Here is a 24,115-nt window from a genome sequence, read left to right on the forward strand (position 1 = left end):
CACGTAGTCTCGTCCGCATGCTCCGCATCGCCACCGCCAACATCAACGGGATCCGTGCCGCGCAGCGACGGGGCTTCGATGACTGGCTCGCCGGGCGGGGGTGCGATGCGGTCGCGCTGCAGGAGGTCCGGGCACAGGCCGACAAGATCCCTGCGGGTGCCTTCGGTGACTTCCACGTCGCTCTCGACACGGGCACGCTGCCGGGTCGCAACGGGGTCGCGGTGCTGACCCGTCGGCCGCCGGCGGCGATCCGAACCTGGAGCGGAGCGGCCCTGGTGGGAGGGCCCACCGCCGCCCTCAACCCCGTCCCCGCTCCCGACCATGTCCCCCTGGCTCGCGGCCTGTCGCGCTTCGCCGCCGAGGGCCGCTACCTCGAGGTGGACCTCGCGGACGCACCGCTCACGATCGCCTGTCTCTATCTGCCTAAGGGCGGCCTGCCCGCCCATCTGCAGCGGCCCGAGCGGATGCGCGAGGCTCCCGATGGCGGTGCCCGCTACGTCCGGAAGATGGGGTTCATGGCCGCGTTCTCGCGCTATCTGGTGCGCACCCGACGCGCGGCCACGGCGGCCGGCCGCGAGTACCTGCTGATGGGCGACCTGAACATCGCACACACCCGGCAGGACCTCGCCGCGTGGCGGAGGAACCAGCAGAACGACGGCTTCCTCCCGGAGGAGCGGGAGTGGTTCGGGCAGCAGCTCTCCCCGCGCACGCTCATCGACGTGGTGCGGAACCTGCATCCGGGCGAGGACGGCCCCTACTCCTGGTGGTCATGGCTTGGCCAGTCGTTCGCCAACGACGCAGGGTGGCGGCTTGACTACCACCTGGCCACACCGCGTCTCGCCCGCAGCGCCGTCCGCGCCGAGGTCGACCGGGACCACCACGGCACCCGGCTCTCGGACCACTCCCCGGTGGTCGTCGACTACGACTGGCCGTGACCGCGGCGTCCCCCGCCCGGGGTCGGGCCGCTCCGAGCGGGCGCTGCCGAACCCTCCCCGGACGGGCGCTGCCGAACCACTGAGCCGGATCGGCTCTCCGGCGGACTCCTCCGCCACGGAGCCCCTGAGCCCACCCGCTTCATCGCCCCGGACCGCCGCGCGAACCTCGCCCGGCAGCGCCGCATGAGCCGGCGCATCTTCACCGGCGCCACCCTCACCACACTCGCCTCCGCGGGCGTGCTGGGCACCGCTCCGGCGATCGCGGACAGCAGCTGGCGCCGCAAGGACCCCTTCACCCTCGGCATCGCCTCGGGCGACCCGACCAGCAGCTCCGTGGTGCTGTGGACGCGGCTCGCGATCGACCCCCACGTGCTGGACGGCCGTGGCGGGATGCCGAGCATCCCGGTCCCGGTGCGCTGGGAGCTCGCGACCGATGAGCGCTTCCGCTCGATCGTGCGCCTCGGCACCGAGACCGCCCGCCCCGAGGAGGCGCACAGCCTCCACGTCGAGCTGGAGGACCTCCCTGCCGGCACCGAGTTCTTCTACCGCTTCCGCACCGGGCGCTACGTCTCCCCCGTCGGCCGCACCCTGACCACTCCCGCGAGCGGTGACACCCGCGCGCTGCGCATGGTGCACCTGTCCTGCTCGCACTGGGAGGGCGGCTGGTTCACGGCCTACCGGCGGGCGGCCGAAGATCGTCCCGACCTGGTGTTCGGGCTCGGTGACTACATCTACGAGGGCGGGCCCGGGACCGGGAAGCTGCGCACCCATCCGCACAAGCTGTGCACCACGCTCGAGGACTACCGGCTGCGGTATGCGACCTACAAGACCGATCCGGACCTGCAGCTGCTGCATGCCACCGCGCCGTGGATCGTCACCTGGGACGATCACGAGATCCAGGACAACTGGGCGGGCGCCTACCCCAAGAACGGGGTGCCCACTGATGCCTGGGTGGCCCGGAAGATCGCGGCCCAGCAGGCGTACTACGAGAACATGCCGCTGCGCCGGTCCAGCGCCCCCGCCGGCACCTCCATGCAGCTGTTCCGACGCCTGCACTGGGGGGATCTCGCGAGCTTCCATGTGCTCGACACCCGCCAGTATCGTGACCTGCACGCCTGCCACGACGGTGGGAAGACCTGGTGGTTCACCGACTGCGAGGAGCAGGCCGATCCCTCGCGCACACTGCTGGGCGACGAACAGGAGCAGTGGCTGCTCGAGGGGATGACCGAGTCGTCCGCCACCTGGCAGCTGCTCGCGCAGAGCGTCTTCTTCGCCAAGCGCGACAACGCCGCAGGGCCCACCACCACGCTCGGCTCGGACGGCTGGGACGGCTACCGGGCGGACCGCGACACCCTGGTCGGCGCCTGGAGCGAGCGCGGGATCGCGAACCCCGTGGTGCTCACCGGCGATGTCCACGTGCATTTCGCCAATGAGCTCAAGGCGGACTTCTGGGAGCCGGACTCTGCGACCGTCGGGGTGGAGCTGGTGTCCACCTCGATCACCTCGGGCGGGGACGGCAGCGACGTGGTGAACGGCGAGGAGGAGGTCCTCGCGGAGAACCCGCACATCAAGTACATCCGCGGCCGCCGCGGCTATGTGCTCTCGGAGTACACGACCGAGGAGCTGCGGGTCGACTTCAAGACCGTCTCCGCGGTCAGCACCCCGGATGCCGCGGCGTCCGTGGATCGCACCTACGTGGTGCCCGCCGGCGAGCCCGGCCTGCACGAGGCCTGAGCCCGCTCCACTGCGCTGACCAGCACGGCTGCCCTTCAGCAGCCGCGCCGCCGGATCCCGTCGCCCCCTCGTCGGCGGGATCCGGGACCACCCTGCAGATCACTGCAGATCACCTCCCATTCCCCTGGTCGGCGGGCCCCGGTTCCCGTAGGGTAGGGAGCCGTGGGCGCCGGACGGTGCGCTCGTTCAGCACCACCGTGAAGGACCACGATGCCCCCGCCGCAGTTCGCCGCCGCCCTGGCCGCACCTGCCGCACCCGTCCCCGCCGAAGCCACCCCGGCCGTCACCGGCACGGAGGCCTCACGCCGTCTGCTCGCTCCCGAGCTGGACGCCCGGCCGCTGACCCTGTGGGGCTCCTCCTCCATGAGCTCGGAGGGCGGCAGCGCAGATACTCCGCTGGCGGTGCGCATCCATGAGCACCTCGCCCTCGCGGCAGCCCCTGCAGTGGTGCACGCCTACGGGGTGGGCGCCACGCGTTCCGCCCACACCCTGCTGATGCGCGGCCTGGACACTCCCCAGCTGCGCCCGCTCGGTGAGCCGGCCGCGGGCACCGGCGCCGTCGCCGTCGCGCTCGACTCCGGACTGACCCCGGCCGGACCGCTCACGATCCCCGGTGATGTGGACGGGGCCCCTGGGGTACTCGACGGCACCGGCGGCAGCTGGGAATTCCTGCCCGATCAGCCCGGCACGAGCGGCAGCGGCGTCTTCCGCTCCGCGCTCGCGAGGGTCGCGGAGGGTTCCCGTCAGGTGCTGTGGATGGGCAAGAACAACATCCTCGACGTGGCGGGCGTGCTCGAGGACACCCAGCGGATGTGGGACGCCGCTGCGACTCCTGAGCAGGACACGCTGGTGCTCGGGCAGTGGCCGACCTCCTTCGACCCGGTCGGCTCCGCGACGGCGGACGCGGTGATCCAGGTCAACGAGGAGCAGCAGCGCCGCTACGGCGCACACTTCCTGGACCTCGGCCGCCTGCTCACCTCCGAGGAGGGCCTCAGCTGCCCTCCGCTGGCGCCGCTGCGCCTGCTCGAACAGGCCTCCACCCAGGGGGCGCTCGAGCAGCGGATCGTGACCGAGCACCTGTGCGCACCGGACGGGTTCCATCTCAACGGCTGGGGGAACCTCGCTGTCAGCTGGGCGATCATCCAGCGGATGCGGGAGCTGAGATGGCTGTAAGACGACCGTCCCCGCCGCGCCTGCAGGCCGGGCGTCCGGGAGCCGCGCCCGAGCCGGCGCAGCCGCAGCTGGCGCCGCTGGCACCCACGCCGCCGATGCCGACGCAGCCCGTCTCGGCGCCGACGGCACAGACCCCGCCGGCCACGCTCCCCGTCGTCCCGGAGGCGGGGGATCCGCGCCCGATCCGTCGTGCCGGACGCCGGGCCGGGCGCCGCACCGTGCTGCTGGCCGGCGCGGCGGCGGCTGTCGTGGTGCCGGTGACTGCGGGGACGCTGTTGCGCCGTGAGGACTCGGAGGCGCTGTCGGCTGGCGCCGCACGGAGCGGCCCCGGCGCCGGGGTCCAGGAGGGGCCTCTGTTCGAGGATGTCGCCGCCGGCACCCCTGGCGCCGAGGCGATCCGCTGGGCGCACATGACCGGGGTGCAGCCGGGCCTGTCCCCGACCGAATACGCCCCCGATGCCCAGGTCACGCGCGGAGACATCGCCGTCGCCCTGCATCGCCTCGCCGGCTCTCCCGCAGTGGATCTCGGGACCGTCCCCACCGTCTTCACGGACCTGGGAGAGGATCCCGCGCGAGTCTCCGCAGTGCTGTGGCTCCACGGCCGGGGCGCGCTGTGGGGCGATGTGCAGCTGCGGGTCCATCCCGACGCGCCCGCCACCCGGGACTGCGCGGCGATGATGCTCGCCGCGCTGATGCGCCCGGCGCTGGCCGGGATGGGGGTCACCTGGGACGCCTCGACGGAGGTCTCGCTGCCGCTGCCGGAGGATCCCAGCTCGGCGCCGACGGACGTGGCCTGGCTCGCCGCGGCCGGGATGGCTCCGGACCCCCTCGCCGCCCATGACTGGGCCGGCGAAGAAGGCGTGACCCGGGCGGAGCTCGCCGTCTCCCTGCATCGGGCGGACTCCGTCATCGCGAGCGCCCTGGGCTGAACGCCCCCGACCGGCTCCGGCTCCGCCCCCGGCCAGCTCCGGCTCCGGCTTCGGCTTCGGCTTCGAAATCCTGTGCGCGGTGTCCGAGACCGGACATAGGGTTGACCCATGTCGACGACGCCTGCCCATGCCGCATATCTCCGCCACCCCGATGTCCGAGGCGACATCGTCACCTTCACCGCCGCGAACGATGTGTGGTTGGCACCGCTGGCCGGCGGTCGCGCCTGGCGGCTGACCGACGAGGGTGCACCCGTCGGCTACCCCCGCTTCTCGCCCAGCGGCGAGCACATCGCGTACACCTCCCGCACCTCGGGCGGTCCCGAGGTGTGGGTGATCGGCGTCGAGGGCGACACCGCCCCGCGTCGGCTGACCTATTGGGGACGGCCCAGCACCAAGGTCGTCGGCTGGCTTCCCGACGGCCGGATCGTCGCCACCACCAGCTATGGCGCCCCGATCGCGCGCGACGCGCAGCTGTGGGCGATCGATCTCGAGGGCGGGACCGAGCTGCTTCCCCTGGGACGCAGCGGCGAGGTCGCGATCCACCCCTCCGGCACCACCGTGGTCGCCACCCCGTGGCGCCGCGACCAGGCCTCCTGGAAGCACTACCAGGGCGGCACCGCGGTGAAGCTCTGGACCTCCCGCGAGGACGTCCCCCTGGATGCCCCGGCCGAGGCCCACGCAGGTCGCTCCTGGGAGCCGCTGCTGGACGAGATCCTCGCCTCGAAGCTGCGGATCGCCTGGTACGGCGACCGGCTGCTGTTCGCCTCCGATACCCCCGGCCCCGGCGCGGCCCTGACCGACCGCGCCGCCGCGAACCTCTGGTCGGTCGCACTGGACGGCTCCGACCTCCGCGCCCACACCTCGCTGAGCTCCGCCGACGGCTACCTGCGCGAGCCGGCGACCGATGGCTCCACCATCGTGTTCAGCTCCCGCGGCCGGCTCTTCGCGATGGAGTCTCTGGACGCCGAGCCGCGCGAGATCGAGATCCTGGCCTCCGGCGTCGGCGCCTCCCGGCTGCCGCGGCCCGCCTCCGCGACAGAGAACCTCCTGGCCATGAGGCCTCTGCACGATGCGCGTGCGAGCGTCGTCGAGTGGCGGGGCAGCGCCCATGCGCTCACCCACCGCGGCGGGCCCTCCCGCCTGCTGGCCGGGACCTGCGGCCTGCGGCTGCGCGAGGTCCGCCCGCTGGGCCGCTCCCCCTTCGCCCTGTTCGTCTCCGATGCGGAGGCGCTCTCAGATCGGGAGGAGGGCGGCGTCGGCTCCGACGTGCTGGCTCTCGCGCGGCTGGACGGCGGCGGCGAGGAGATCCGGCTCGACCTCGGCGAGGTGGGCCGCATCCTGCACGCGATCCCCTCCCCGGACGGCTCGAAGGTCGCGATCTCCTCCCACGACAATGTGGTGCGCCTGGTGACGCTGCGCGGGATCGAGGACCCGGCGAAGGCCTCTTCGCAGGCTGCGAAGGACCCGTCGGCCTCCGCCTGGGAGCAGGACGCCGAGACGGCGGTGGAGACCCCGCGACTGGACCACGTGCGCGAGGTCGGCCGATCCGGCGGCGGCGAGGTGAAGGACCTGGCCTGGTCACCGGATGGTCGCTGGCTCGTATGGGCCGAGCCGAACTCCTGGGAGCTCAGCCGGCTGATGCTCTCGGACACCGAGGAGCAGGAGCCGACGGGCCGGGCGCTGACCTCCGGCAAGTACCAGGATGGCTCCCCCGCCTTCAGCCGGGATGGGAAGCACCTCGCGCTGCTGAGCCTGCGCACCTTCGAGACGGTGTACGACGACATGGTCTTCGACCTCGGCTTCGTCAACGCCGAGCGGCCGTTCCTGCTGCCCCTGGAGCGGACCACCCCCGACCCCTTCGGCCCGCACCCCGACGGCTGGGGCCCGGCCGGTTCCGACAAGGACCCCAAGGACGGCCCCGGCGGTCCCGGCGGGAAGGATGCCGCGAGCGCCGACGGCGCCGGAACCGACGGCGTCGGGAGCGAGGCCGCCGGCAGCGAGGCCTCCCACCAGAAGGCTGCAGTCGCCGCCTCCACCCAGCCGGCCACCTCCCACAGCGCCGCCGGTGCCGAGGCGGTCGACCGGCCACCCAGCACCCGCATCGAGCTCGACGACATCGAGTCCCGCCTGGTCCCGTTCCCGGTGGTCTCCGGTTACTACTCGCACCTGACCGCGGTCAGCGACGGCTTCGTCTGGCTGCGCCATCCCCAGCAGGGGGTGCTCGGCAGCACCCGGGCCGGAGTCGAGGGCGATGCGCCGACGCCGACGCTCGAGCGCTGGAGCCTCACCGACCGCAAGCTCACCGTGCTCGCCGACGGCGTCACCGACCTCTCCGCCTCAGGCGACGGGGAGACCCTGGTCGTCAAGCAGGGTGAGAGCTGGGTGCAGATCCCCGCCACCCGCAAGGCCGAGGACGAGGACCCCGCCCGGGTGGTCATCGACACCGGCCGGATGCGCCTGAACGTGGATCCGGTCAAGGAGCGTCGCGGCATGCTCTGGGACAACTACCGGATCATGGCCCAGCAGTACTGGCGTGCGGACATGGACGGCATGGACTGGCACGCGATGACCTCCTGGTACGACCCGGTGATCGAGCGCCTGGTCACCGAGGACGACTTCCAGGACATGATGTGGGAGGTCCAGGGCGAACTGGGCACCTCGCACGCCTATGTGCAGGGCGGGGTCTACCAGGCCGATCCGCCGATGCTCCCCGCCTACCTGGGAGCTGACTTCGCGCTCCGGGACGGGCGCTGGGTGATCACCCGGATCCTGCCGGGCGATTCCTCCGATCCGGATGCCCGCTCTCCGCTGCTGGCCCCCGGGGTGGGCGCCGAGGTGGGCGATGCGGTGCTCCGCGTCGACGGCCGCCCGGTGTACTCCGAGGGCGTCGAGGCAGCGCTGGTCGGTGCGGCGCACAAGCCCACCGAGCTGGTGCTGCTGCGTGACGGCGCCGAGCATCGGGTGGCGGTCACGCCGCTGGCCGACGATTCCGCGCTGCGCTACCAGGCCTGGGTCGCGGCCCGGCGGTCACTGGTGGAGGAGCTCTCGGGCGGTCGGCTCGGCTACCTGCACATCCCCGACATGGTCTCCTCCGGCTGGGCGCAGATGCACCGTGACCTGCGCGAGGCATCCACCAAGGAGGGCCTCGTGGTAGACGTGCGCTACAACAGCGGCGGCCACACCTCGCAGCTGGTCACCGACCGGATCGCCCGCCGGGTGCTGTCCTGGGGCTATCCGCGCCACCAGCGGCCCGGCACCTATCCGGCGTTCGCACCGCGCGGTGCGGTGGTGCTGGTGACCAACCAGGAGGCCGGATCCGACGGCGACATCGTGAACGCCGTCTCGCGCGCCCTGGAGATCGGCCCGATCATCGGCACCCGCACCTGGGGCGGGGTGATCGGCATCGACGGCCGCTTCGACCTGGTCGACGGCACCGGCGTCACCCAGCCGAAGTACGCGAGCTGGTTCGAGGGTGAGGACTGGGCGATCGAGAACTACGGCGTGGAGCCCGACATCGAGGTGCCGCTGCCGCCGAACGCCTGGGTCGGCGGCGAGGACCCGCAGCTCGCGCGTGGGATCACCGAGGCCCTCGCGCTGCTCGCGCAGAAGCCCGCCGCGGTCGCACCCCCGCTGCCGGCGCCCCGCTTCGGCCGCCGGGAGGGCTGACCCAGCCAGCCGCGGGCCCCAGCCCCTGCGCACGCCCGGCCCCGGCGCACGCACGGCCCCAGCCACCGGCGCATGCCCGGCCCGGCCCGGCCCGGCCCAGCCCCGGCCGGCGTCCAGGATCGGTCGATTCCGAGCCAGATCAGGCACCGAACTGGCTCGGAATCGACCGATCCGCGGGCACGCCCGCACCGGAGGCCGGGCTCAGCAGCGTGGCGGGCCCATCAGCGGGCCGCCCGGGGGTCGACGCGCGGTCTACGCGCCGCGCCCGTGAGTCACCGCAGCCCGTGTGTGGCCGCGAAGAAGTACCGCTCGGCGAGCTCGTGCTCCTGTGCCGGGCGGTCGCCGATGCGCGTCCCGGCGTCCCGGGCGGCGGTCCGGGCCACGGGGTGCGTCGAGTCGGGTTGCAGATCCCTCGCGATCGCCTCGTTGCCGAGCGCGATGCGCTCCAGCGGGGTCAGCGGGGTGCTCTCGAGTGAGCGTGGGGCGATGATCCGGCTGGCGAGCAGGCGGGTGAGCGTCCCGAGCCCGACGGCGACGAGGGCGATGAGGAGGATGAGTGCGAGGCCGATCAGTGCGGAGGTCATGGCTCGATCCTGCGTCCCATGACCCGTCAGGACAAGCGATGATTCCCGCCGTTCTGTTCAGCGGAGCTGAACGGAGGTAGGGTCGCTCCATGCTCGATCCCGTGAAGCTCCGCGTCCTGCGCTCCGTCGTCGAGACGGAGAGCATCCGCGCCAGTGCCGAGGCGCTCGGATACACCCCCTCGGCAGTCAGCCAGCACCTCTCCACCCTGGGCCGGGAAACAGGCCTCACGCTCCTGGAGCGCACGGGTCGCGGCATCTCCGTCACCCCCGGAGCCCGCCTGATCGCGCACGAGGCGGGCGCGGCCCTCGACGCCCTCGCCGCCGTCGAGCGGCTCGCGCGCGAGCTCGCCAGCGGCCGCACCGGTTCCCTGACCTTCGGATACATGACCTCGGTCGCCGCCACCTGGGTGCCGGTCCTCGCGCGGGACGTGCGGGCGGCGTTCCCCGACCTGTCACTGGACCTGCTGTACCGGGACTGCTCGGTCCAGGAGACCGGCAGCCGCGCGGACATCGTGCTGACCGACGACGCCACACCCTCCTTCGGCGCGGACTGGCGCGAGATCGATCTGCTCGAGGAGATCTATTCGGTGCTGGTCGCCGCCTCGCATCCGCTCGCGGATCGCGACGAGGTCGCTCTCGCCGAGCTCTCGAGCCTCCCCTGGGTCACCGACGACCCGCTGGACTCCTTGTGGTTCGACCGGATCGCCGCCGCCTGCCGCGTCGCAGGATTCACCCCGCCGGTGGAGGTCAACCCCTCGGACTTCCCCGCGGTCACCGGCTTCGTCGCCACTGGCGAGTACGTGAGCGTGCAGCCGTCTCTGATCGCCGCGGAGGTGCGCTCCGACATCGTGGCGATCCCCCTGCGTTCCCCCGGCCCGACGCGACGGGTGCAGATGCGGGTGCGTCGCGCGGTCGAGGACAATCCCGCCGCCCGCTTCCTCATGGCGCGCATCCGGTCCATCACCGTGAAGACGGCAGCGCGGATCCCGGGCGTCACCGCGCTCTGACCGAACCGCAGTGCACCGACCGCGGACTCACCCGACCACTCCCCGGCAGCGCCACGCCCAGTCCCGCCTCATCACGCCGCGCCTCATCAGCACCGAGACCGAGGTCCTCGCCGCCCGGAAGGCTCGGGTGGACAATGGCGGGACGTCGTCTGCGCCGCCGCACCTGCCCCGGCGCCCGGAAGGAGCACTCCTGTGAACGCATCCGACATCGACCAGCGCATCGCCGCACTCCCTGTCGCCGTGGACCTCACCGAGGACGCCGTGATCCTCGAGGTGGACCTCGCCGGCACCGGTGAGCAGATCTGGGCTCACCTCACCGATCCTGAGCTGCTGGAGACCTGGTCGCCGATCGTGCCCGAGCGGCCGCTGAACCAGGTCGGCCCGGTGCTCTCGCGAGAGACCCCCGAGGCTGATCCGGTCGCCGTCGATGTGCTGGCCACCGCGGGCGATCATGCGCTGAGCCACCGCTGGGGCGATGACGTCCTGGAATGGCTGATCGACGAGGCCCGGCTGACGCTGCTGATGAAGCTCGCCGACCCGCAGCTGGCCCCGACCTACCTGGCCGGCTGGCAGGTGTGCCTCGCCGTGCTCGACGCCCGCCTGGAGGGCCTGGACCAGGAACGGATCGTGGGACGTGACGCCCTCGACCACGGCTGGGAGCAGCTGCGGGACCGCTACGCGCAGGAGCTCAGGCTGCCTGATCAGCCCGAGGTGTGAGCACGTCGGGCCGGGCCCCGCTCGACGCCCGTCACAGCTCGGGCCCCGCCCGTCCCTTCAGAGCGCCGGTCCGCGCCATTCCGCGGTCGTCGCGGTGCATTCCGCGGTCGTCGCGGTGAAGGAGAGGTCCGCGCCCAGAGCGCAGACCCTCTGCGGATCCGGACCTTCGGCCCGTCCTGCGCCCTCGGGGCGGCCCTACGATGAGATCACCGGTGACGGACTCATCGACGGGGGCACCGTCGTCGGCCGCTGAAGCCCCCGGCCCAGGAGGTCCAGATGCATGACGACGGCGTCACCTCGCAGTCCCCGCTCCCCACTGATCCCGGTTCTCGTCCCCTCGGAGTGCTCGTCGGCTTCGACGCCTCGGACCACTCGGTGCGAGCGCTCTATTACGCGGCGCGCGCCGCGCAGCGCCTGGGCAGCCCGCTCACGGTGGTCACCGCGTACACGGTGCCCACCATGTCCTACGCGGACGCCACGCTGATACCCAGTGTGCCCGCGGACGTCGCCCGTCTCGCCGCCGCCGAGGAGCTGCTGGACATGGCGCGAGAGCATCTGCGCGACTATCCCGGCGAGGTCGATCTGCGCACCGAATTCGGCGACGCGGCCGGAGTGCTGGTGGGCCTGTCCACGAAGGCGCAGCTTGCGGTCGTCGGCGCTCGTGGCCTGGGCGGATTCCTCGGGCGTCTGCTGGGCTCGGTGTCCTCCGCCCTGCCTGCCCACGCCCACTGCCCCACCGTGGTGGTGCCGGAGCAGTACGAGATCGACCCCGGTGAGGGCGCCGAGCGCTTCACCCCGCAGCAGCTGGATACCCCCGTCGTGGCGGGGGTGGACCTGTACCAACTCAATCGGCCCGCGATGGAACAGGCGGCGCAGGAGGCACGACGGCTCAAGGCTCCGCTGCAGCTGCTCGCGGTGATGCCGCGCCCCGACGCCTGGGGCACGGCGTACATGGCCTGGCTCCCCGATGCGAACATCCTGGAGAAGCATCAGCAGGAGCTCGCGAAGGAGCTCGAGGTCGTCATCGAGTCGCTGCGCGAGGCCTACCCGGACCTGACGATCAGCGGTACGGCGATGGTGGCCGATCCTGCACCCTCTCTGCTGGACGCCACCGGGACGGCCCAGCTCACCGTGCTCGGCACGCGGGGGCATGGCCGCGTGGTCTCCACTCTGCTCGGCTCGGTCTCGCGAACTGTCCTGGCGAAGGCGGAGGGACCGGTGATGGTGGTGCCGCCCACGGCATAGGACGCTTCGGCGGACACTGCGGGGACAGGCTCCACCCCTGCTCGCTGAGCGAGGCAGAATGGGGTCCATGACCTCGAGCCGCTCCCCCCTGCGCCTGCTGCGCGGGGGGATGGCCGCCTCGATCGCGACCCTGGTCGCCCTCGGCGGGCACCTGGTGGGCGGCGGCGCGATGCCCTCCTGGCTCGGAGTGGCCGTCCCGTGGTGGCTCGCCGTGACGGCATGCACGGTGCTTGCCGGTTCCCGGTTCTCGCTCCCTCGGATGGGGGCGGCCGTGCTCATCAGCCAGGCCCTGTTCCATGGGCTGTTCACCGCGGGCACCCCGGGAGATCCGAGCATCACGCTGGTCGCCCCGCCGGGCTCCCATCTGGGCCACGGCGCCCACAGCCTCCTCGGGGAGGGAACGTCCCCGGGCTCCTCACTGCACTCAGGGCACGGGGCCGACGGGGTCGCAGCGGCTGCCGAGCACTCACTGCACGGGACCCACGCCGACCTGCAGATGCTGCTGTGGCACCTCGCCGCCGCGCTCGTGACGACGCTGCTGCTGCAGCGCGGGGAGAACTTCCTGCTGCGCTGCACCGGGCTGATCATCTCCGTCCTGAACGTGCTGGGCAGGCCACCACAGGCAGTGGCCCTCCCCCACCTGGTGCTGCCCGGTCCGTCCCGACCGGTGCCGGAGGGTGCCCCGCTGCGGCACGTCCGCCGGGCGGTGCTCTCCCCTCAGCAACGACGCGGCCCGCCCCTGGTCCTGGCCGCCTGAGCGCCGCCGACGCCCAGCGTCGTCGGTGCAGTCTCCCTGCCTGCTCAGGCAGCCCTTCGGATGATCCCGGCACGGCTCCGCCGTGCTGATGCTCCCTCACGCCCGCTGCCGATCGCGCACCCGCCATCGGCCGACGAGGCGTCTCCGAAAGGACCTCGCATGTCCCGCAGCACGTCATCGCACACCGCTCCGCAGCCCACCGTCTCCGTGACCGCAGCGTCTCCGCCCACCCCGTCCCTGATCTCCGCCCGCCTGCCACGCCGCGCGGCCTTCGCAGCGCTGCTCCTGCCCCTGGCCGCGTGCGCCGGTGACCCCGGTGACCCCCGCAGCGACCGAGGCGGCGACGGAGGTGGGGACGGAGCCGGAGCTGTTGAAGGGTCCCCCTCCGACAGCACAGTCCCCACCGACTCGTTGACCGTCGCCGATCCCTGGGTCAAGGCCGCCGAGGAGGGCATGAGCTCATGTTTCGGCACGCTCCTCAACGGCACCGAGCAGGATCTCGTCCTGAGCGGGGCGCGGACCACGGCCAGCTCCCGTGTGGAGCTCCACGAGACCACCGCCGACGGATCGGGCGGTATGAGCATGCAGCAGAAGGAGGGCGGATTCCCCCTGCCGGCCGGAGGTGAGCTGGTCCTCGAGCCCGGCGGGAACCACCTCATGCTGATGGAGCTCACCGCTGCTCTGCTGCCGGGGGACGAGGTGGAACTGATCCTGGAGTTCGAGGACGGCACCGAGCAGCCGTTCACCGCCACCGTGAAGGACTTCGCAGGCGCCCAGGAGAAGTACGAGCACGAGGAGGACCAGTGAACCCGCAGGACACCTCCGCGCCTAGGCCCGGACGTCGCCACTTGCTGCGGGCCGGATCGCTCGGTGTGGGAGCGCTCGGCGTGGGCGCCGCCTCCGTCGGCCTGGACCGGGCACTGCGGGACGGCGCTGGGAATGAGGCGTCCCTGTCGGCCGCCGCCGAGCCTTCCCTTCACGGCGGGGTGACCGTTCCCTTCCATGGCGAGCACCAGGCGGGGGTGGAGACACCCGCTCCCGCAGCCGCGACCTTCGTCGGCTTGGATCTGCGAGAGGGCGTGGACCGCGAGGGAGTGCTGCGCCTGCTGCGGCTGCTCACCGATGATGCCGCCCGTCTCACCCAGGGCGTGCCGGCGCTCGCGGACACGGAGCCGGAGATGGCGGCGGAGCCGGCCGCGCTCACCGTCACGGTCGGGTTCGGGGCGGGCCTGATGGCGCGGGCCGAACGGCCCGTCCCGGATTGGCTGGCCCCGCTGCCTGCCTTCGGGATCGATCAGCTCGAGGACCGCTTCACCGGCGGGGACCTGCTGCTGATGATCGCGGCGGAGGACCCGCTCACGGTCTCCCACGCGGTGCGGATGCTGCTCAAGGACTCCCGAGCCTTCACCCGGGTGCGCTGGGTGCAGCCCGGTTTCCGGCGCTCCCCGGGGACGCAGGCCCCCGGCGCCACGATGAGGAACCTCTTCGGCCAGCTGGACGGCAGCGCGAACGCCGCCCCCGGCTCTGAGCACTTCTCGAAGGTGGTGTGGATCGAGGAGGGCCCGTTCGCGGGCGGCACCTCGATGGTGATCCGTCGGATCCGGATGGATCTGGACGGCTGGGACGAGGCCGACCGCACAGCTCGTGAACAGGCCACCGGAACCCGCCTGGACAGCGGCGCACCGCTCACCGGCGGCACGGAGACCTCCCGCGCGGACTTCGAGAAGGTCTCCGCGAACGGGTTCCCCGTGATCGGGGAGTTCTCCCATATGCGCCGCGCGCACGGCATCGACGAGGGTGAACATCAGGAGGTCTTCCGACGGCCATACAACTACGACATCGCGCCGCCGCCGGACTCCGAGGCGATCTCGGAGGCCGGGCAGATCTTCGTGTCCTTCCAGGCCGATCTGCTCGGCCAGTTCCTGCCGATCCAGCAACGGCTGGACACCCTGGATCTGCTGAACCAGTGGACCACCCCGATCGGCTCGGCAGTGTTCGCGATCCCGCCCGGCTGCACCGAGGGTGAGTACCTCGGGGAGTCTGTGCTCAGCTGAGCACTGTCGGGCGTCGGGCGTCGGGCGTCGGGCGTCGGGCGTCGGGCGTCGGGCGTCGGGCGTCGGGCGTCGGGACGAGGCAACACCGTCCCGGCGCCCGAGCGGCACCGATGCGAGGCGTCATTGCCGCCCCGTGGCAACCCATGGCGAACCGGCCGTCTCCTGCGGGTCCCCTCGTATGCTGACCGGACGACTCCGCGGCGCCGCATCGATGCCGAGCGTACGGAGGTGGCCCCGACGAGCGCAGGAGATCCCCATGCCCCGTTTCAACATCCCGGTCGAAGAGGCCCAGGGACCGCTCGTCGTCGGGATCGACATCGGCTCCGGCGGCACCCGCGCCGCGGTCTACGACGTCTCCGGCCGCGAGCTCGGACGGCTGAACCACAAGGAATCTCACGAGTTCACCGTCGCGGACGACGGCACCAGCACCATCGACGCGGACCAGATCGTCGAGGAGATCCGCGCCTCCCTCGCCGCCGTCCTCACCAGCTCCCCGCTGCCCGGCGAGGTGACAGCGATCGGCTTCGACACCTTCGCATCCACGCTGGTCGCGGTCGACGCCGCCGGCAATGCGCTGACCCCCTGCATCACCTATGCGGACACCCGCTGCCACACCCAGGTCGACGCGCTCGCCAAGACCCTTGACGTGGAGGGCCTGCACGAGCGCACCGGCGCACGCCTGCACTCCTCGTACACCGCACCGCGGCTGGCCTGGCTGCGCGAGACGCAGCCGGACGTCTTCGCACGCACCACCCGCTTCATGGCGCTGGGCGAATATGCGGCGTTCAAGCTGCTGGGCACCCCGGCGCTCGGCACCGCCTCGGCGGCCTGGTCCGGCATGATCGACCGCCGCACCGGCCAGTACGTGCCCGAGCTGCTCGAGGCCGTGGGCGTTGACGCCTCCGCGATGGGCGCGGCCCTGGATCCCTCGGATGCGATCCCCGTCGCCGGCAGCCCGTTGGCGGCCGAGTTCCCGCAGCTGAAGAACGCGGTGTGGCTGCCGGTGATCGGTGATGGCCTGGCCGCGAACCTCGGCATCGGTGCGCTCGGCGAGGGCACCTGGGGCATCTCGACCGCCACCTCGGGCGCGATCCGCCAGCTGCTCTCCACCCAGATCCCCACCCTTCCCAGAGGGCTGTGGGCCTACCGCGTGGACCAGCAGCGCAGCCTCGTCGGCTCCGCGATGAGCGACTGCGGGCGGGTGCTCGACTGGTGCCGCAACGAGCTGGCGATGCCCTTCGAGGTGTCCCAGACGGACACCACGTCACTCTTCTCCGCCCCGGTCTCCGCCGGCACCCCGCTGGTCATCCCCTTCTTCTCCGGGGAGCGCGGCACCAAGTGGCGCGGCAGCTCGCGGGCGATGTTCGCGAACGTCGGCGCCTCCACCACCTGGCAGGACATGCTGCGCGGAGCGATGGAGGGCGTGGCCCTGTCGTTCCTGCGGATCGCCGATCAGATGCGCGAGGCCGGTGGCGAGCCGGAGCGGATCGTGCTCTCCGGCGGCATGACCGGGGCGATCCCCGGCTGGCTGCACCTGCTCTCGGACGCCCTCGGCGCCCCGATCGACCACGTCGCCGTGTCCCGCTCGACCATGCGCGGCGCCGCCGTGATGGCGCTCGAGCAGGCGGCTCCCGGCGTTCCCGTCGCCGAAGCGCCGGTGCTCACGCATGTCGAGCCCGTCGCCGCCCACCAGGACTACTACCGCGAGCGTCTCGAACGCTTCGAGAAGCTCGCCGACCTGGCCTGACCCGGCCCGACCCGGCCTGGGTCGAGCCGCAGGCGCGGGCCGCTGGGCAGGTCATCTCGGCCGGTCGGCTGGGCTCGTCAGCTGATCGGTCGGGACGGATATCCTGACCGGATCATGCCCCTGCTGACCCGCGCCACCGGCCGCGCCTACTTCGCCGTCCAGGCCATCGCGGGGGCCCTGTGGTGGGTGCTCGTGCCGACGGTCCCCGCCGTGGCCACGGCGACCCTGGGACGCCTGGACCCGCTGCTGGTGGGGGCGCTCGACATCCCCCTGTTCGTGGTGGCCTCTGCGCTTGTGGCGCTCGGGATCCGCTGGGCGACCTGGGTCGCGGCTCCCTGGACCCTGCTGGTCACGGCTGGGATTGTGCTCTATGCGACGCTGACCGGGCAGGCCGGGTGGGGTGCGGTGGCGATGATCGCCGCCTCGGCCGGCTCGGTTCTCGCGGGGATGCTGGTGCTCTGGGACCGGATCCCGATGACGACATTCCTCGTGGGCCCGTTCGCCTTCCGGCCCGCCCGCCGGGTCGAGGGGAACGCCCCTCTGGTGGCGACCCTGCTCCAGATGATGGCGTTCTGGACGCTGTTCCTGGTGGTGCTGCCGCTGCCGATGATCTGGCTGGAGCGGCGCTGGCAGGTGGCCGCCGTGCTCCCGGAGGCCGCCCGCCTGGTCACGGTGCTCGCCGGAGTGGCTCTGCTGCTCGCCGCGAGCCTGCTCGGTGTCGCCTCGGCGGTGACCATGGCCCGGCGGGGCCGGGGCACGCCGCTGCCCGGTGCGATGGCGAACGAGCTGGTAGTCGCGGGCCCGTACCAATGGGTGCGCAACCCGATGGCGGTTGCTGGGATCGCGCAGGGCGTGGCCGTGGGTCTGCTCGGGGCCTCGTGGCTGGTGATCCTCTACTCGCTGGCCGGCGGGGTGCTTTGGCATCTGCTGGTGCGACCCGAGGAAGAGCGTGACCTCGCCGGCCGCTTCGGCGAGGAGTATGCGCGGTACAGCGCGCGCGTGCGCTGCTGGGTGCCGCGGCTGCGGTAGGCCGCAGGGCGGCCGACATCCCCCACCATGGTCGAGGCCGGACCCTACGCCGGACTGATGGCCCCCTCGCCGAGCGGAGGCAGGCTGACGGCATGAGCACCTCGCGACACCTCACCCTCACCGACCCCGCCACCCAGTCCGTCCTCCGCACGGCCAACGCGATCGTCTTCATGATCGTCGCCGGCCTCCTCATGCTCGCCGGGAACGTGGGCGCCGGTGCCGTGTTCCTCGCCATCGGAGCGACCTTCGTCGCCCTCGGACCGTCGGGGGCAGGCCCGCGATCACCCCGCACGGCAGCTCGCTGACCACACCCACCCGCGCGAGGCTGCTGGGGAGTGATGAACTCCTTGATTTCCCTGACGCGCAGGGGGGCCCACGAATGATGAGCGCGCGAGAACCACGGATGGTTCTCGCGCGCTCATCACTGGGCAGCAACGGCCCTGAGGGACGCGCCAGGCGCCGTCAGGGACGCGGCAGGCGCGTCTCCTCGGCGACGACCGCGGCGACCAGGGGGTCGCCGGCGGGCACATCGATCAGTGCCAGCAGAGCGGTGACCCGTTCGGTCGCGTCCTCGATCGCCGCAGCGGTCGCGATCTGAGCAGCCTTCGGGTCCTGGACCTCGTGGCCACCAGCCACACGATCGGTGACCCAGGCGGTCCAGGCGGCGACGGCCGCGACCTCACCGGGAGCCTTGTCCGGACCGCCGCGCTCGGCGATCACGGGCAGGGCGCGCACGGGAAGCTTCACGGAGCCGTCTGCCGCGATGCGGATCAGGTTGTCCGCGAGACGCGGGTTGCGGAAGCGGTCCTCGAGAGCAGAGGTGTAGGCGTCGAGCTCGTGATCCGGCAGCGGCAGGGTCGAGCGGGCCTCGGCCCACAGCTGCTCGACCAGCGCCCGCACCTCGCGGTGCGAGATGGCCTCGTCCACGCGCTCCACGCCCGCGACCTGACCGGCATAGGCCATCAGGGTGTGGGCACCGTTGAGCAGGCGCAGCTTGCGCAGCTCGTGCACCTCGATGTCGTCGGTGAACTGCACGCCGGCCTTCTCCCACTCGGGGCGACGGCCGCGGAAGCGGTCCTCGATGACCCACTCGGTGAAGGGCTCGGTGACCACCGGGACGCTGTCCGCGAGGCCGGTCTGCGCGCGCACGGTCTCCGAGGCTCCGTCATCGGCGGACGGGGTGATCCGGTCGACCATCGAGGAGATGACGTCGACATGGTCCGGGAACCAGGCCCTGGTCTCCTCGTCGAGCTCGGCGAGGACCGCCTGGCCCAGCACCTCGCCGTCGCCGGTGAGGTTGTCGCAGGAGACCAGAGCGATCGGCTCGGTGACCCCGGCCTCACGGCGGGCCTTCAGCCCGAGCGCGATGCGGGCCGGGGCGGAGGTCGCGGGATCGCTGCCGGCCGCGTAGCCCTTCTCGGTGATGGTCAGGGTGACCACCGCGGTGAAGGGATCGGCGAGCAGGCGCACCAGGGCGTCGACGTCGGAGGCGGGATACACCTCGTCGATGACGTCGACGAGGCTGACCTCATCCTGCTCCGGGCCGCGCACGATCAGGCCGTACCTGCCGCCCTGGGCGTTCAGCGCATCAGCCATCGCGGCCGAGCGACCGGTGAAGGCCACCACGGACCAGCCACCGGCGACGTCGGTGCTGAACAGGGTGTGGGAACGGGCGAAGTTGCCGATGCCGAGGTGGACCAGACGGCCCACGTCCGAGGGGCTGGGAGTGCTCATCAGTTCTTCTCTCCTGCAGCGCCGAGGCGGAAGACCTCGCGCGGCTGCTGATCGGGCAGGGTGGCCACGAGCTCCTGAGCGTCCTCAAGACGCATCCGGTGCTCGGCGACCAGGCCTGCGAGGTGCGTTGCGTCGAGGCGGCGGGACATGTCATGCCGGGCCGGGATCGAGCAGAACGCGCGGGTGTCGTCGATGAAGCCGCTGGTCCGCGAGTAGCCGAGGGTCTCCGAGACGGAGCGGCGGTAGCGGAGGATCGCGTCGGGCGAGTCGATGAACCACCACGGGGCACCGGCGAACACGGAGGGGTACACGCCGGCCAGCGGCGCGATCTCGCGGGAGAGCACCGTCTCATCGATCGTGAACAGCACGGTGCGGAAGTTCGGGTGGTGGCCCACGTCGTTGAGCATCGGGCGCACGTGATGGACATAGTCCACGGCCACCGGGATGTCGAAGCCGACGTCCGCGCCGAACTTCTCGAACATCTCGTCGCTGTGGTTGCGCAGCACGGCCGGGTGGATGGTCATGACCAGACCGTCCTCGGCAGCAAGGCGGGCCTGGTCTCCCAGCAGGTGGCGGCGCAGGGCCACTGCGTCGTCGGCGCCGATCTCACCGGAGCGCGCGGCGGTGTAGAGGCGGCGAGCGTCCTCATCGCTGAGCCGGGCGGTGCCCGGATCGATGTGGGCGTGGTCGGAGGAGACCGCGCCGTGGTCGCGGAAGTAGAGGCGGCGGGCGCGCATCGCCTCGTGGTAGCCGTCGTAGGTGCTGACGTCGACACCAGCAGCTTCGCCGAGGGCATCGGTGAGAGCGAGGAAGTCGGGACGGCCGGCCTCGAGGTACTTGTCCGGGCGGAAGGTGGGGATGACCCGGCCGGTGAAGGACTCGTCGGCGGCGAGCGCGGCATGCGGTGCGAGGTCATCAACGGGGTCGTCGGTGGTCGCCAGGACGGTGATCCCGAACTGCTCGAACAGGGCGCGGGGACGGAACTCCGGGCGGGTGAGCTTCTCGGCGATCGCGTCATACATCGCGTCGGCGGTGCGCGGGTTCAGCACCGTCTCGAGGCCGAAGACCTCGTGGAACACGTGCTCGATCCAGTAGCGGGAGGGGGTGCCGACGTAGGCGTGCCAGTGCTCGGCCAGCAGGTGCCAGGCCTTGCGGGAGGCCTTCTCGTCGAGCGGGCCCTGGCCCACGCCGAGGTCCGCGAGGTCCACGCCACGGGCGTGCATCAGGCGGTTGACGTAGTGGTCAGGGGTGATGAACAGCGAGGTAGGGTCGCGCCACGGCTCGTTGTCGAGGAGCAGCCGGGGGTCGACGTGCCCGTGGGGCGAGACGATCGGCTGGTCCTTCTCGAGCTCGTAGAGCCCACGAGCGATCTCGCGCACAGCGGGGTCGGCGGGGAAGAGTCTGTCAGGGTGCGGCACGAAGGCGTCGTTGCTCATGCCGCCATCTTGGCAAGGGTGGGCGAAGAGTGCCGAGGGTTGTCACCGGTTGCCGACCTCGCGGTGCACGATCGCCCGGCGCGAAAGGGCGCCAGCACCTGCTCCGCGGAGCTCAGGCACCTGCTTCGCGAGGCCCGGTGCTGCCCCGCGGCACCAGCCGCACCGGCAGGGAGCCCTCGACCGGGGCGCGATGCGCCGACGGGTTCTCGATCCGACGCACCAGGCGCTCCACCGCGGCCCGACCCTGCGCCCGCTTGGGGCTGACCACGGTGGTGAGACCACCGCCCACCAGTCGCGAGAGCTGGATGTCGTCATGTCCCATCACCGACAGCTGCCCGGGCACCCGGATCCCGGCGCGCAGCGCGGAGACCAGGAATCCGAAGGCGACCAGGTCGTTGTAGCAGATCACCGCGTGGGGAAGGGAGTCGCGCAGCTCCTCGAAGGCCTGCTCCCCGCCAGTCGTGGTCGGCGCGAAGGGACCATGGCGCTGCACCTGCAGCCCGTGCTGGCGGGCGGCGACGCGGGCGGCCCGCCAGCGCTCCCCGTCGGACCAGGAGTTCACCGGACCGGCCACGTAGGTGACGGTGCGGGACCCGTTCTCGGCGAGGTGCGCCATGGCCTGGCCCATCCCGTGCTCATAGTCCGGGGTGACCGAATCCAGGCCGGCGACGCGGCGGTTCAGCACCACCACGGGGATGCGCTTGGTGAGGTGGTTGAGGGTGGCGTCGGAGAGGCGGGTGCCGGCGAGCACGATGCCGTCGACCACGTTGACGGCGCTCTCGAGGCTCGTGCGTTCGCGCGCCTCATCCTCCACGGTGTCGAGCAGGAGCAGCAGGAACTCCTGCTCATGCGCGGCCTCCTGCATGCCGGAGACGAGCTCGGCGAAGTAGGGGTTGGTGAGGTCGGGGACCTCGATGCCGAGGCGGTGGTGGCGATGGCCCCGCTCCTGGGCGGCGGGGGCGCTGGTGCGGTAGCCGAGCTCCTTGGCGGCGGCCATCACGGTGGCGTGGGTGGTGGCGCTGACCCTGCCGGGCCTCGAGAAGGCACGGGAGACCGTGGACGGGGCGACACCTGCGGTTTTTGCGACGTCATAGATCGTCACGCGCTTGTCCGCCACCTGGCCGGCTCCGTCCCCGCCTGCTCGGCGTTGCCTGTCTGCTGAGGCGCATACCGACCCCGACCGTGCTCCGGACGGGGCACCTGCGCCTGCTGTCTGCCGGTTGATCCTACCCCGACCAGGGGCAACCAGCGGCAACCTGTCAGCGCACGCAGCGCCCCGGGCAGCGGGACCGGACCCCAGCGCGGCTGGGCAATGCCTCGTCGGCCACTGTGCCAGAACGGCGGGCCGACGGCGCCCAGCGGGCGTCAGCCCGCGCTGCCCAGCTCGACGAGCAGCACCCCGGCCGCGATCAGTCCCATCCCGGCGAGCATCATCGGGGTGAGCGCCTCGCGGAACAGCGCCCGGGAGAGCAGAGCGGTGAGCACGATCCCGGCGGCGGCCCAGATGCCATAGGCCACCCCGAGCGGCATTCCCGCCTGCAGCGCTCCGGAGAGCAGTGCGAAGGCGATGAGGTATCCGAGGATCACCGGGGCGTACCAGGCCCGTCGGCCGCCGGCGGCGACGCGCAGGGAGAGGGTCGAGGCGACCTCGGAGAGGATCGCCCCGCCCAGCAGCAGCCAGCTCATGAGACCGCCTCCTCTGAGACCGCCGCCTCTGCGCGCCGGGCCCGCTGGGAGCCGAGCTCGACGACCACCACCCCGGCGGCGATCAGCACAATGCCGCTGACCTTGAGCGCCGTGAACGCCTCACCGAAGAGCACTGCGGAGAGGGCCGCGGTGAACACCACCCCGCAGGCGCCCCAGATCCCGTAGGCGACGCCGAGGCCCATACCGCGCCGAAGCACCTGGGCGAGCAGGACGAAGGAGATCGCGTAGCCGGTCACGACCACGACGTAGAGGGCCGGGCGGTCCAGGGCGCCGCGCAGGGCGAGGGTCGCGGTCACCTCGCTGAGGATTGCTCCGAGCAGCAGCAGCCAGGGGCTCATGCCTCACCGCCCAGCAGACCCACGGCGAGCTCGTGCAGCGCAGCGGCCTGTTCGTCATCGGTCTCGAGCAACCCGGCGGCGCGGTCGAACCAGATGCCGTCGGCCATCAGCCGCACCGCCAGCAGCGGTGCCCGCTCGTCCGCCGGCGTTCCCGCGGGAACGTGGAACCAGCGGACGATCTGCTCCTGCCACCGCTCGGTGAGGCTGACACGGAGGCGAGGGTCCGCGAAGATCACCAGGTCAGAAGCGCTGAGCGGTGCCGTGCAGGCCCAGTCCAAGTAGGCCAGGACGCGCTGAGTCGCGGGAGCGTCGGCGAAGATCGAGTTCACGGCGGGGCCGGGCGCTTCACGCTTCGGGAGTTCGGCATCCCTTGAGAGCTCGGCGACCGCCGCCGCCATTCCGCGCTCGTAGCGGGCGGCCATGTGGTCGAGGATCGCGGCGAGCAGCTGCTCCTTGGTGGGGAAGTGGTACATCAGCCCGGGCTTGCTGACTCCCGCGGCGCGGGCGGCGGAGTCGAGGGTCAGGGTGCCGTCCGCGCTGAGGTGCGCCTCGGCGGCATCGAGCATCGCCTCGCGGGCGGAGGGCCGGTGCGCAGGGCGGGCCGACCGGGGAACGGAAGCCATCATCCACTTACTTTACCGTTCGGATGGTGCGATGACGCAAGTGTCAGGCGCCCCTTCGAGCCCAACGTCACCGCAACCTCGCCCGGGGTGATACCACAGTGATACCATGTCATGCATGGCAATGACACTGCGTCTGACGGACGCTGATGAGCGGATCCTGGCAGAGCTGGCCGAGCGAGATGGGGTCAGCCGTCAGGAAGCAACCGTGCGCGCGATCCGCGAGGCAGCGGCCCGCCGAGGGCACCAGCAGCTCGTCGGTGAGCTCTCCGCTCAGGGCCGGGCCCGGTATGCCGACCTGCTCGACCGCCTCGCGCAGTGACCGTCTTCCTCAGCACAGAAGATCTGCTCTCCCTCATCGATGACCTGCAGGTGGGGCCGGTGCGGGAGCTTGGGCTGCTGGATTCGGCCGCCCACCGCCCCACCACCAGCCTCTGGGGACGGGAGGCCTATCCCACCATCGACCTGAAGGCCGCCGCACTCTTGGAGTCGCTGGTGCGCAACCACTCCCTTCTCGATGGGAACAAGCGGCTGGGGTGGCTCGGGGTCGTGGTGTTCTACGGTGTCAACGGAATCGCGCTCGAGGCACCGGACGATGAGGCCTATGACCTCGTGATCGCAGTGGCCACCGGATCCTCGTCAGTCCAGGAGACCGCCGAGTCGCTCGCGCGGTGGCACTGACCGCGCGGCACTGACGGGATCC

The 24,115-nt window shown here is 72.0% G+C and carries 23 protein-coding genes; 16 read left to right on the plus strand and 7 right to left on the minus strand.

Going from position 1 to position 24,115, the window contains the following annotated elements:
* Positions 1-17 precede the first annotated feature (17 nt).
* From ACT3SQ_RS00645 to ACT3SQ_RS00665, 5 genes are all read left to right on the plus strand, one after another.
* On the plus strand, positions 18-935 hold the full coding sequence (locus tag ACT3SQ_RS00645) for an exodeoxyribonuclease III (protein WP_444502413.1): 918 nt from the start codon (positions 18-20) through the stop codon (positions 933-935).
* A gap of 183 nt (positions 936-1,118) precedes the next feature.
* Complete coding sequence (locus ACT3SQ_RS00650; RefSeq protein WP_444502412.1) at positions 1,119-2,669, plus strand: alkaline phosphatase D family protein; 1,551 nt, start codon at positions 1,119-1,121, stop codon at positions 2,667-2,669.
* A 210-nt stretch (positions 2,670-2,879) separates the two neighbouring features.
* Positions 2,880-3,842 carry a hypothetical protein gene (locus tag ACT3SQ_RS00655; RefSeq protein WP_444502411.1) on the plus strand — a complete coding sequence of 321 codons (963 nt, stop codon included), beginning with the start codon at positions 2,880-2,882 and terminating at the stop codon, positions 3,840-3,842.
* Positions 3,833-4,771, plus strand: a complete 939-nt coding sequence (locus tag ACT3SQ_RS00660; RefSeq protein WP_441444489.1) for an S-layer homology domain-containing protein — start codon at positions 3,833-3,835, stop codon at positions 4,769-4,771. The genes ACT3SQ_RS00655 and ACT3SQ_RS00660 overlap by 10 nt, the downstream gene beginning before the upstream one ends.
* A gap of 108 nt (positions 4,772-4,879) precedes the next feature.
* Complete coding sequence (locus ACT3SQ_RS00665; RefSeq protein ID WP_444502409.1) at positions 4,880-8,437, plus strand: S41 family peptidase; 3,558 nt, start codon at positions 4,880-4,882, stop codon at positions 8,435-8,437.
* A 272-nt stretch (positions 8,438-8,709) separates the two neighbouring features.
* On the opposite strand, the gene ACT3SQ_RS00670 is transcribed toward ACT3SQ_RS00665, so the two are convergent.
* Positions 8,710-9,021: a hypothetical protein gene (locus ACT3SQ_RS00670; protein ID WP_441444487.1), complete on the minus strand. Its 312-nt coding sequence runs from the start codon at positions 9,019-9,021 to the stop codon at positions 8,710-8,712.
* 89 nt (positions 9,022-9,110) lie between these two features.
* On the opposite strand from ACT3SQ_RS00670, the gene ACT3SQ_RS00675 reads away from it, so the two are divergent.
* From ACT3SQ_RS00675 to ACT3SQ_RS00715, 9 genes are all read left to right on the plus strand, one after another.
* Positions 9,111-10,028, plus strand: a complete 918-nt coding sequence (locus ACT3SQ_RS00675; RefSeq protein ID WP_441444486.1) for a LysR family transcriptional regulator — start codon at positions 9,111-9,113, stop codon at positions 10,026-10,028.
* A gap of 192 nt (positions 10,029-10,220) precedes the next feature.
* Entirely contained in the window at positions 10,221-10,745 is a 525-nt protein-coding gene (locus ACT3SQ_RS00680) for a hypothetical protein (RefSeq protein ID WP_444600758.1), read from the plus strand.
* Positions 10,746-11,021: 276 nt separating this feature from the next.
* Complete coding sequence (locus ACT3SQ_RS00685; protein WP_441444484.1) at positions 11,022-11,990, plus strand: universal stress protein; 969 nt, start codon at positions 11,022-11,024, stop codon at positions 11,988-11,990.
* 67 nt (positions 11,991-12,057) lie between these two features.
* Positions 12,058-12,747, plus strand: coding sequence for a hypothetical protein (locus ACT3SQ_RS00690; protein WP_441444483.1), 690 nt, complete (start codon positions 12,058-12,060; stop codon positions 12,745-12,747).
* A 159-nt stretch (positions 12,748-12,906) separates the two neighbouring features.
* Positions 12,907-13,554 (plus strand): copper chaperone PCu(A)C, encoded by a 648-nt coding sequence (locus ACT3SQ_RS00695; protein ID WP_444502407.1) that lies wholly within the window; start codon positions 12,907-12,909, stop codon positions 13,552-13,554.
* The gene (locus ACT3SQ_RS00700; RefSeq protein ID WP_444502406.1) at positions 13,551-14,801 is read left to right on the plus strand and encodes a Dyp-type peroxidase; all 1,251 of its coding nucleotides are present in this window, start codon (positions 13,551-13,553) and stop codon (positions 14,799-14,801) included. The genes ACT3SQ_RS00695 and ACT3SQ_RS00700 overlap by 4 nt, the downstream gene beginning before the upstream one ends.
* A 256-nt stretch (positions 14,802-15,057) precedes the next feature.
* Positions 15,058-16,548: a gluconokinase gene (locus ACT3SQ_RS00705; protein WP_442331878.1), complete on the plus strand. Its 1,491-nt coding sequence runs from the start codon at positions 15,058-15,060 to the stop codon at positions 16,546-16,548.
* 114 nt (positions 16,549-16,662) lie between these two features.
* The gene (locus tag ACT3SQ_RS00710) at positions 16,663-17,577 is read left to right on the plus strand and encodes a methyltransferase family protein (protein ID WP_441444479.1); all 915 of its coding nucleotides are present in this window, start codon (positions 16,663-16,665) and stop codon (positions 17,575-17,577) included.
* Between the two features lie 92 nt (positions 17,578-17,669).
* Positions 17,670-17,882 (plus strand): hypothetical protein, encoded by a 213-nt coding sequence (locus ACT3SQ_RS00715; protein ID WP_444600759.1) that lies wholly within the window; start codon positions 17,670-17,672, stop codon positions 17,880-17,882.
* A gap of 157 nt (positions 17,883-18,039) precedes the next feature.
* Here the strand turns inward: ACT3SQ_RS00715 and ACT3SQ_RS00720 are convergent, their stop codons facing one another.
* The 6 genes from ACT3SQ_RS00720 to ACT3SQ_RS00745 all read right to left on the minus strand — a co-directional run bounded on the left by ACT3SQ_RS00720 (position 18,040) and on the right by ACT3SQ_RS00745 (position 23,418).
* Positions 18,040-19,311: a mannitol dehydrogenase family protein gene (locus ACT3SQ_RS00720; protein WP_444600760.1), complete on the minus strand. Its 1,272-nt coding sequence runs from the start codon at positions 19,309-19,311 to the stop codon at positions 18,040-18,042.
* Positions 19,311-20,747 carry a glucuronate isomerase gene (gene uxaC / locus ACT3SQ_RS00725; protein ID WP_441444476.1) on the minus strand — a complete coding sequence of 479 codons (1,437 nt, stop codon included), beginning with the start codon at positions 20,745-20,747 and terminating at the stop codon, positions 19,311-19,313. The genes ACT3SQ_RS00720 and uxaC overlap by 1 nt, the downstream gene beginning before the upstream one ends.
* Before the next feature lie 112 nt (positions 20,748-20,859).
* Positions 20,860-21,864, minus strand: coding sequence for a LacI family DNA-binding transcriptional regulator (locus ACT3SQ_RS00730; protein ID WP_444600761.1), 1,005 nt, complete (start codon positions 21,862-21,864; stop codon positions 20,860-20,862).
* Between the two features lie 248 nt (positions 21,865-22,112).
* Positions 22,113-22,433, minus strand: a complete 321-nt coding sequence (locus ACT3SQ_RS00735; protein ID WP_441444474.1) for a DMT family transporter — start codon at positions 22,431-22,433, stop codon at positions 22,113-22,115.
* Positions 22,430-22,792: a DMT family transporter gene (locus ACT3SQ_RS00740; RefSeq protein WP_441444473.1), complete on the minus strand. Its 363-nt coding sequence runs from the start codon at positions 22,790-22,792 to the stop codon at positions 22,430-22,432. The genes ACT3SQ_RS00735 and ACT3SQ_RS00740 overlap by 4 nt, the downstream gene beginning before the upstream one ends.
* The gene (locus ACT3SQ_RS00745) at positions 22,789-23,418 is read right to left on the minus strand and encodes a TetR/AcrR family transcriptional regulator (RefSeq protein WP_444600762.1); all 630 of its coding nucleotides are present in this window, start codon (positions 23,416-23,418) and stop codon (positions 22,789-22,791) included. Before ACT3SQ_RS00745 ends, ACT3SQ_RS00740 begins: the two co-directional genes overlap by 4 nt.
* Positions 23,419-23,530: 112 nt before the next feature.
* Between ACT3SQ_RS00745 and ACT3SQ_RS00750 the strand changes: the two genes are divergently transcribed.
* Together ACT3SQ_RS00750 and ACT3SQ_RS00755 are read left to right on the plus strand one after the other, a co-directional pair.
* Positions 23,531-23,734, plus strand: a complete 204-nt coding sequence (locus ACT3SQ_RS00750) for a CopG family transcriptional regulator (protein WP_441444471.1) — start codon at positions 23,531-23,533, stop codon at positions 23,732-23,734.
* Positions 23,731-24,093: a type II toxin-antitoxin system death-on-curing family toxin gene (locus ACT3SQ_RS00755; RefSeq protein ID WP_441444470.1), complete on the plus strand. Its 363-nt coding sequence runs from the start codon at positions 23,731-23,733 to the stop codon at positions 24,091-24,093. The genes ACT3SQ_RS00750 and ACT3SQ_RS00755 overlap by 4 nt, the downstream gene beginning before the upstream one ends.
* Positions 24,094-24,115: the final 22 nt, after the last annotated feature.

Source organism: Brachybacterium sp. AOP42-C2-15 (genome assembly GCF_052377065.1).
GTDB lineage: Bacteria > Actinomycetota > Actinomycetes > Actinomycetales > Dermabacteraceae > Brachybacterium.

Excerpts from the sequence above, each read along its gene's own strand:
- ACT3SQ_RS00665 (WP_444502409.1), top strand. The coding sequence starts at position 4,880 with ATGTCGACGACGCCTGCCCATGCCGCATATCTCCGCCACCCCGATGTC.
- ACT3SQ_RS00660 (WP_441444489.1), top strand. The coding sequence starts at position 3,833 with ATGGCTGTAAGACGACCGTCCCCGCCGCGCCTGCAGGCCGGGCGTCCG.
- ACT3SQ_RS00740 (WP_441444473.1), bottom strand. The coding sequence starts at position 22,792 with ATGAGCCCCTGGCTGCTGCTGCTCGGAGCAATCCTCAGCGAGGTGACC.
- ACT3SQ_RS00695 (WP_444502407.1), top strand. The coding sequence starts at position 12,907 with ATGTCCCGCAGCACGTCATCGCACACCGCTCCGCAGCCCACCGTCTCC.
- ACT3SQ_RS00670 (WP_441444487.1), bottom strand. The coding sequence starts at position 9,021 with ATGACCTCCGCACTGATCGGCCTCGCACTCATCCTCCTCATCGCCCTC.
- ACT3SQ_RS00690 (WP_441444483.1), top strand. The coding sequence starts at position 12,058 with ATGACCTCGAGCCGCTCCCCCCTGCGCCTGCTGCGCGGGGGGATGGCC.
- ACT3SQ_RS00705 (WP_442331878.1), top strand. The coding sequence starts at position 15,058 with ATGCCCCGTTTCAACATCCCGGTCGAAGAGGCCCAGGGACCGCTCGTC.
- ACT3SQ_RS00650 (WP_444502412.1), top strand. The coding sequence starts at position 1,119 with ATGAGCCGGCGCATCTTCACCGGCGCCACCCTCACCACACTCGCCTCC.
- ACT3SQ_RS00645 (WP_444502413.1), top strand. The coding sequence starts at position 18 with ATGCTCCGCATCGCCACCGCCAACATCAACGGGATCCGTGCCGCGCAG.
- ACT3SQ_RS00735 (WP_441444474.1), bottom strand. The coding sequence starts at position 22,433 with ATGAGCTGGCTGCTGCTGGGCGGGGCGATCCTCTCCGAGGTCGCCTCG.
- ACT3SQ_RS00715 (WP_444600759.1), top strand. The coding sequence starts at position 17,670 with ATGAGCACCTCGCGACACCTCACCCTCACCGACCCCGCCACCCAGTCC.
- ACT3SQ_RS00710 (WP_441444479.1), top strand. The coding sequence starts at position 16,663 with ATGCCCCTGCTGACCCGCGCCACCGGCCGCGCCTACTTCGCCGTCCAG.
- uxaC (WP_441444476.1), bottom strand. The coding sequence starts at position 20,747 with ATGAGCAACGACGCCTTCGTGCCGCACCCTGACAGACTCTTCCCCGCC.
- ACT3SQ_RS00655 (WP_444502411.1), top strand. The coding sequence starts at position 2,880 with ATGCCCCCGCCGCAGTTCGCCGCCGCCCTGGCCGCACCTGCCGCACCC.
- ACT3SQ_RS00675 (WP_441444486.1), top strand. The coding sequence starts at position 9,111 with ATGCTCGATCCCGTGAAGCTCCGCGTCCTGCGCTCCGTCGTCGAGACG.
- ACT3SQ_RS00720 (WP_444600760.1), bottom strand. The coding sequence starts at position 19,311 with ATGAGCACTCCCAGCCCCTCGGACGTGGGCCGTCTGGTCCACCTCGGC.
- ACT3SQ_RS00685 (WP_441444484.1), top strand. The coding sequence starts at position 11,022 with ATGCATGACGACGGCGTCACCTCGCAGTCCCCGCTCCCCACTGATCCC.
- ACT3SQ_RS00745 (WP_444600762.1), bottom strand. The coding sequence starts at position 23,418 with ATGATGGCTTCCGTTCCCCGGTCGGCCCGCCCTGCGCACCGGCCCTCC.
- ACT3SQ_RS00750 (WP_441444471.1), top strand. The coding sequence starts at position 23,531 with ATGGCAATGACACTGCGTCTGACGGACGCTGATGAGCGGATCCTGGCA.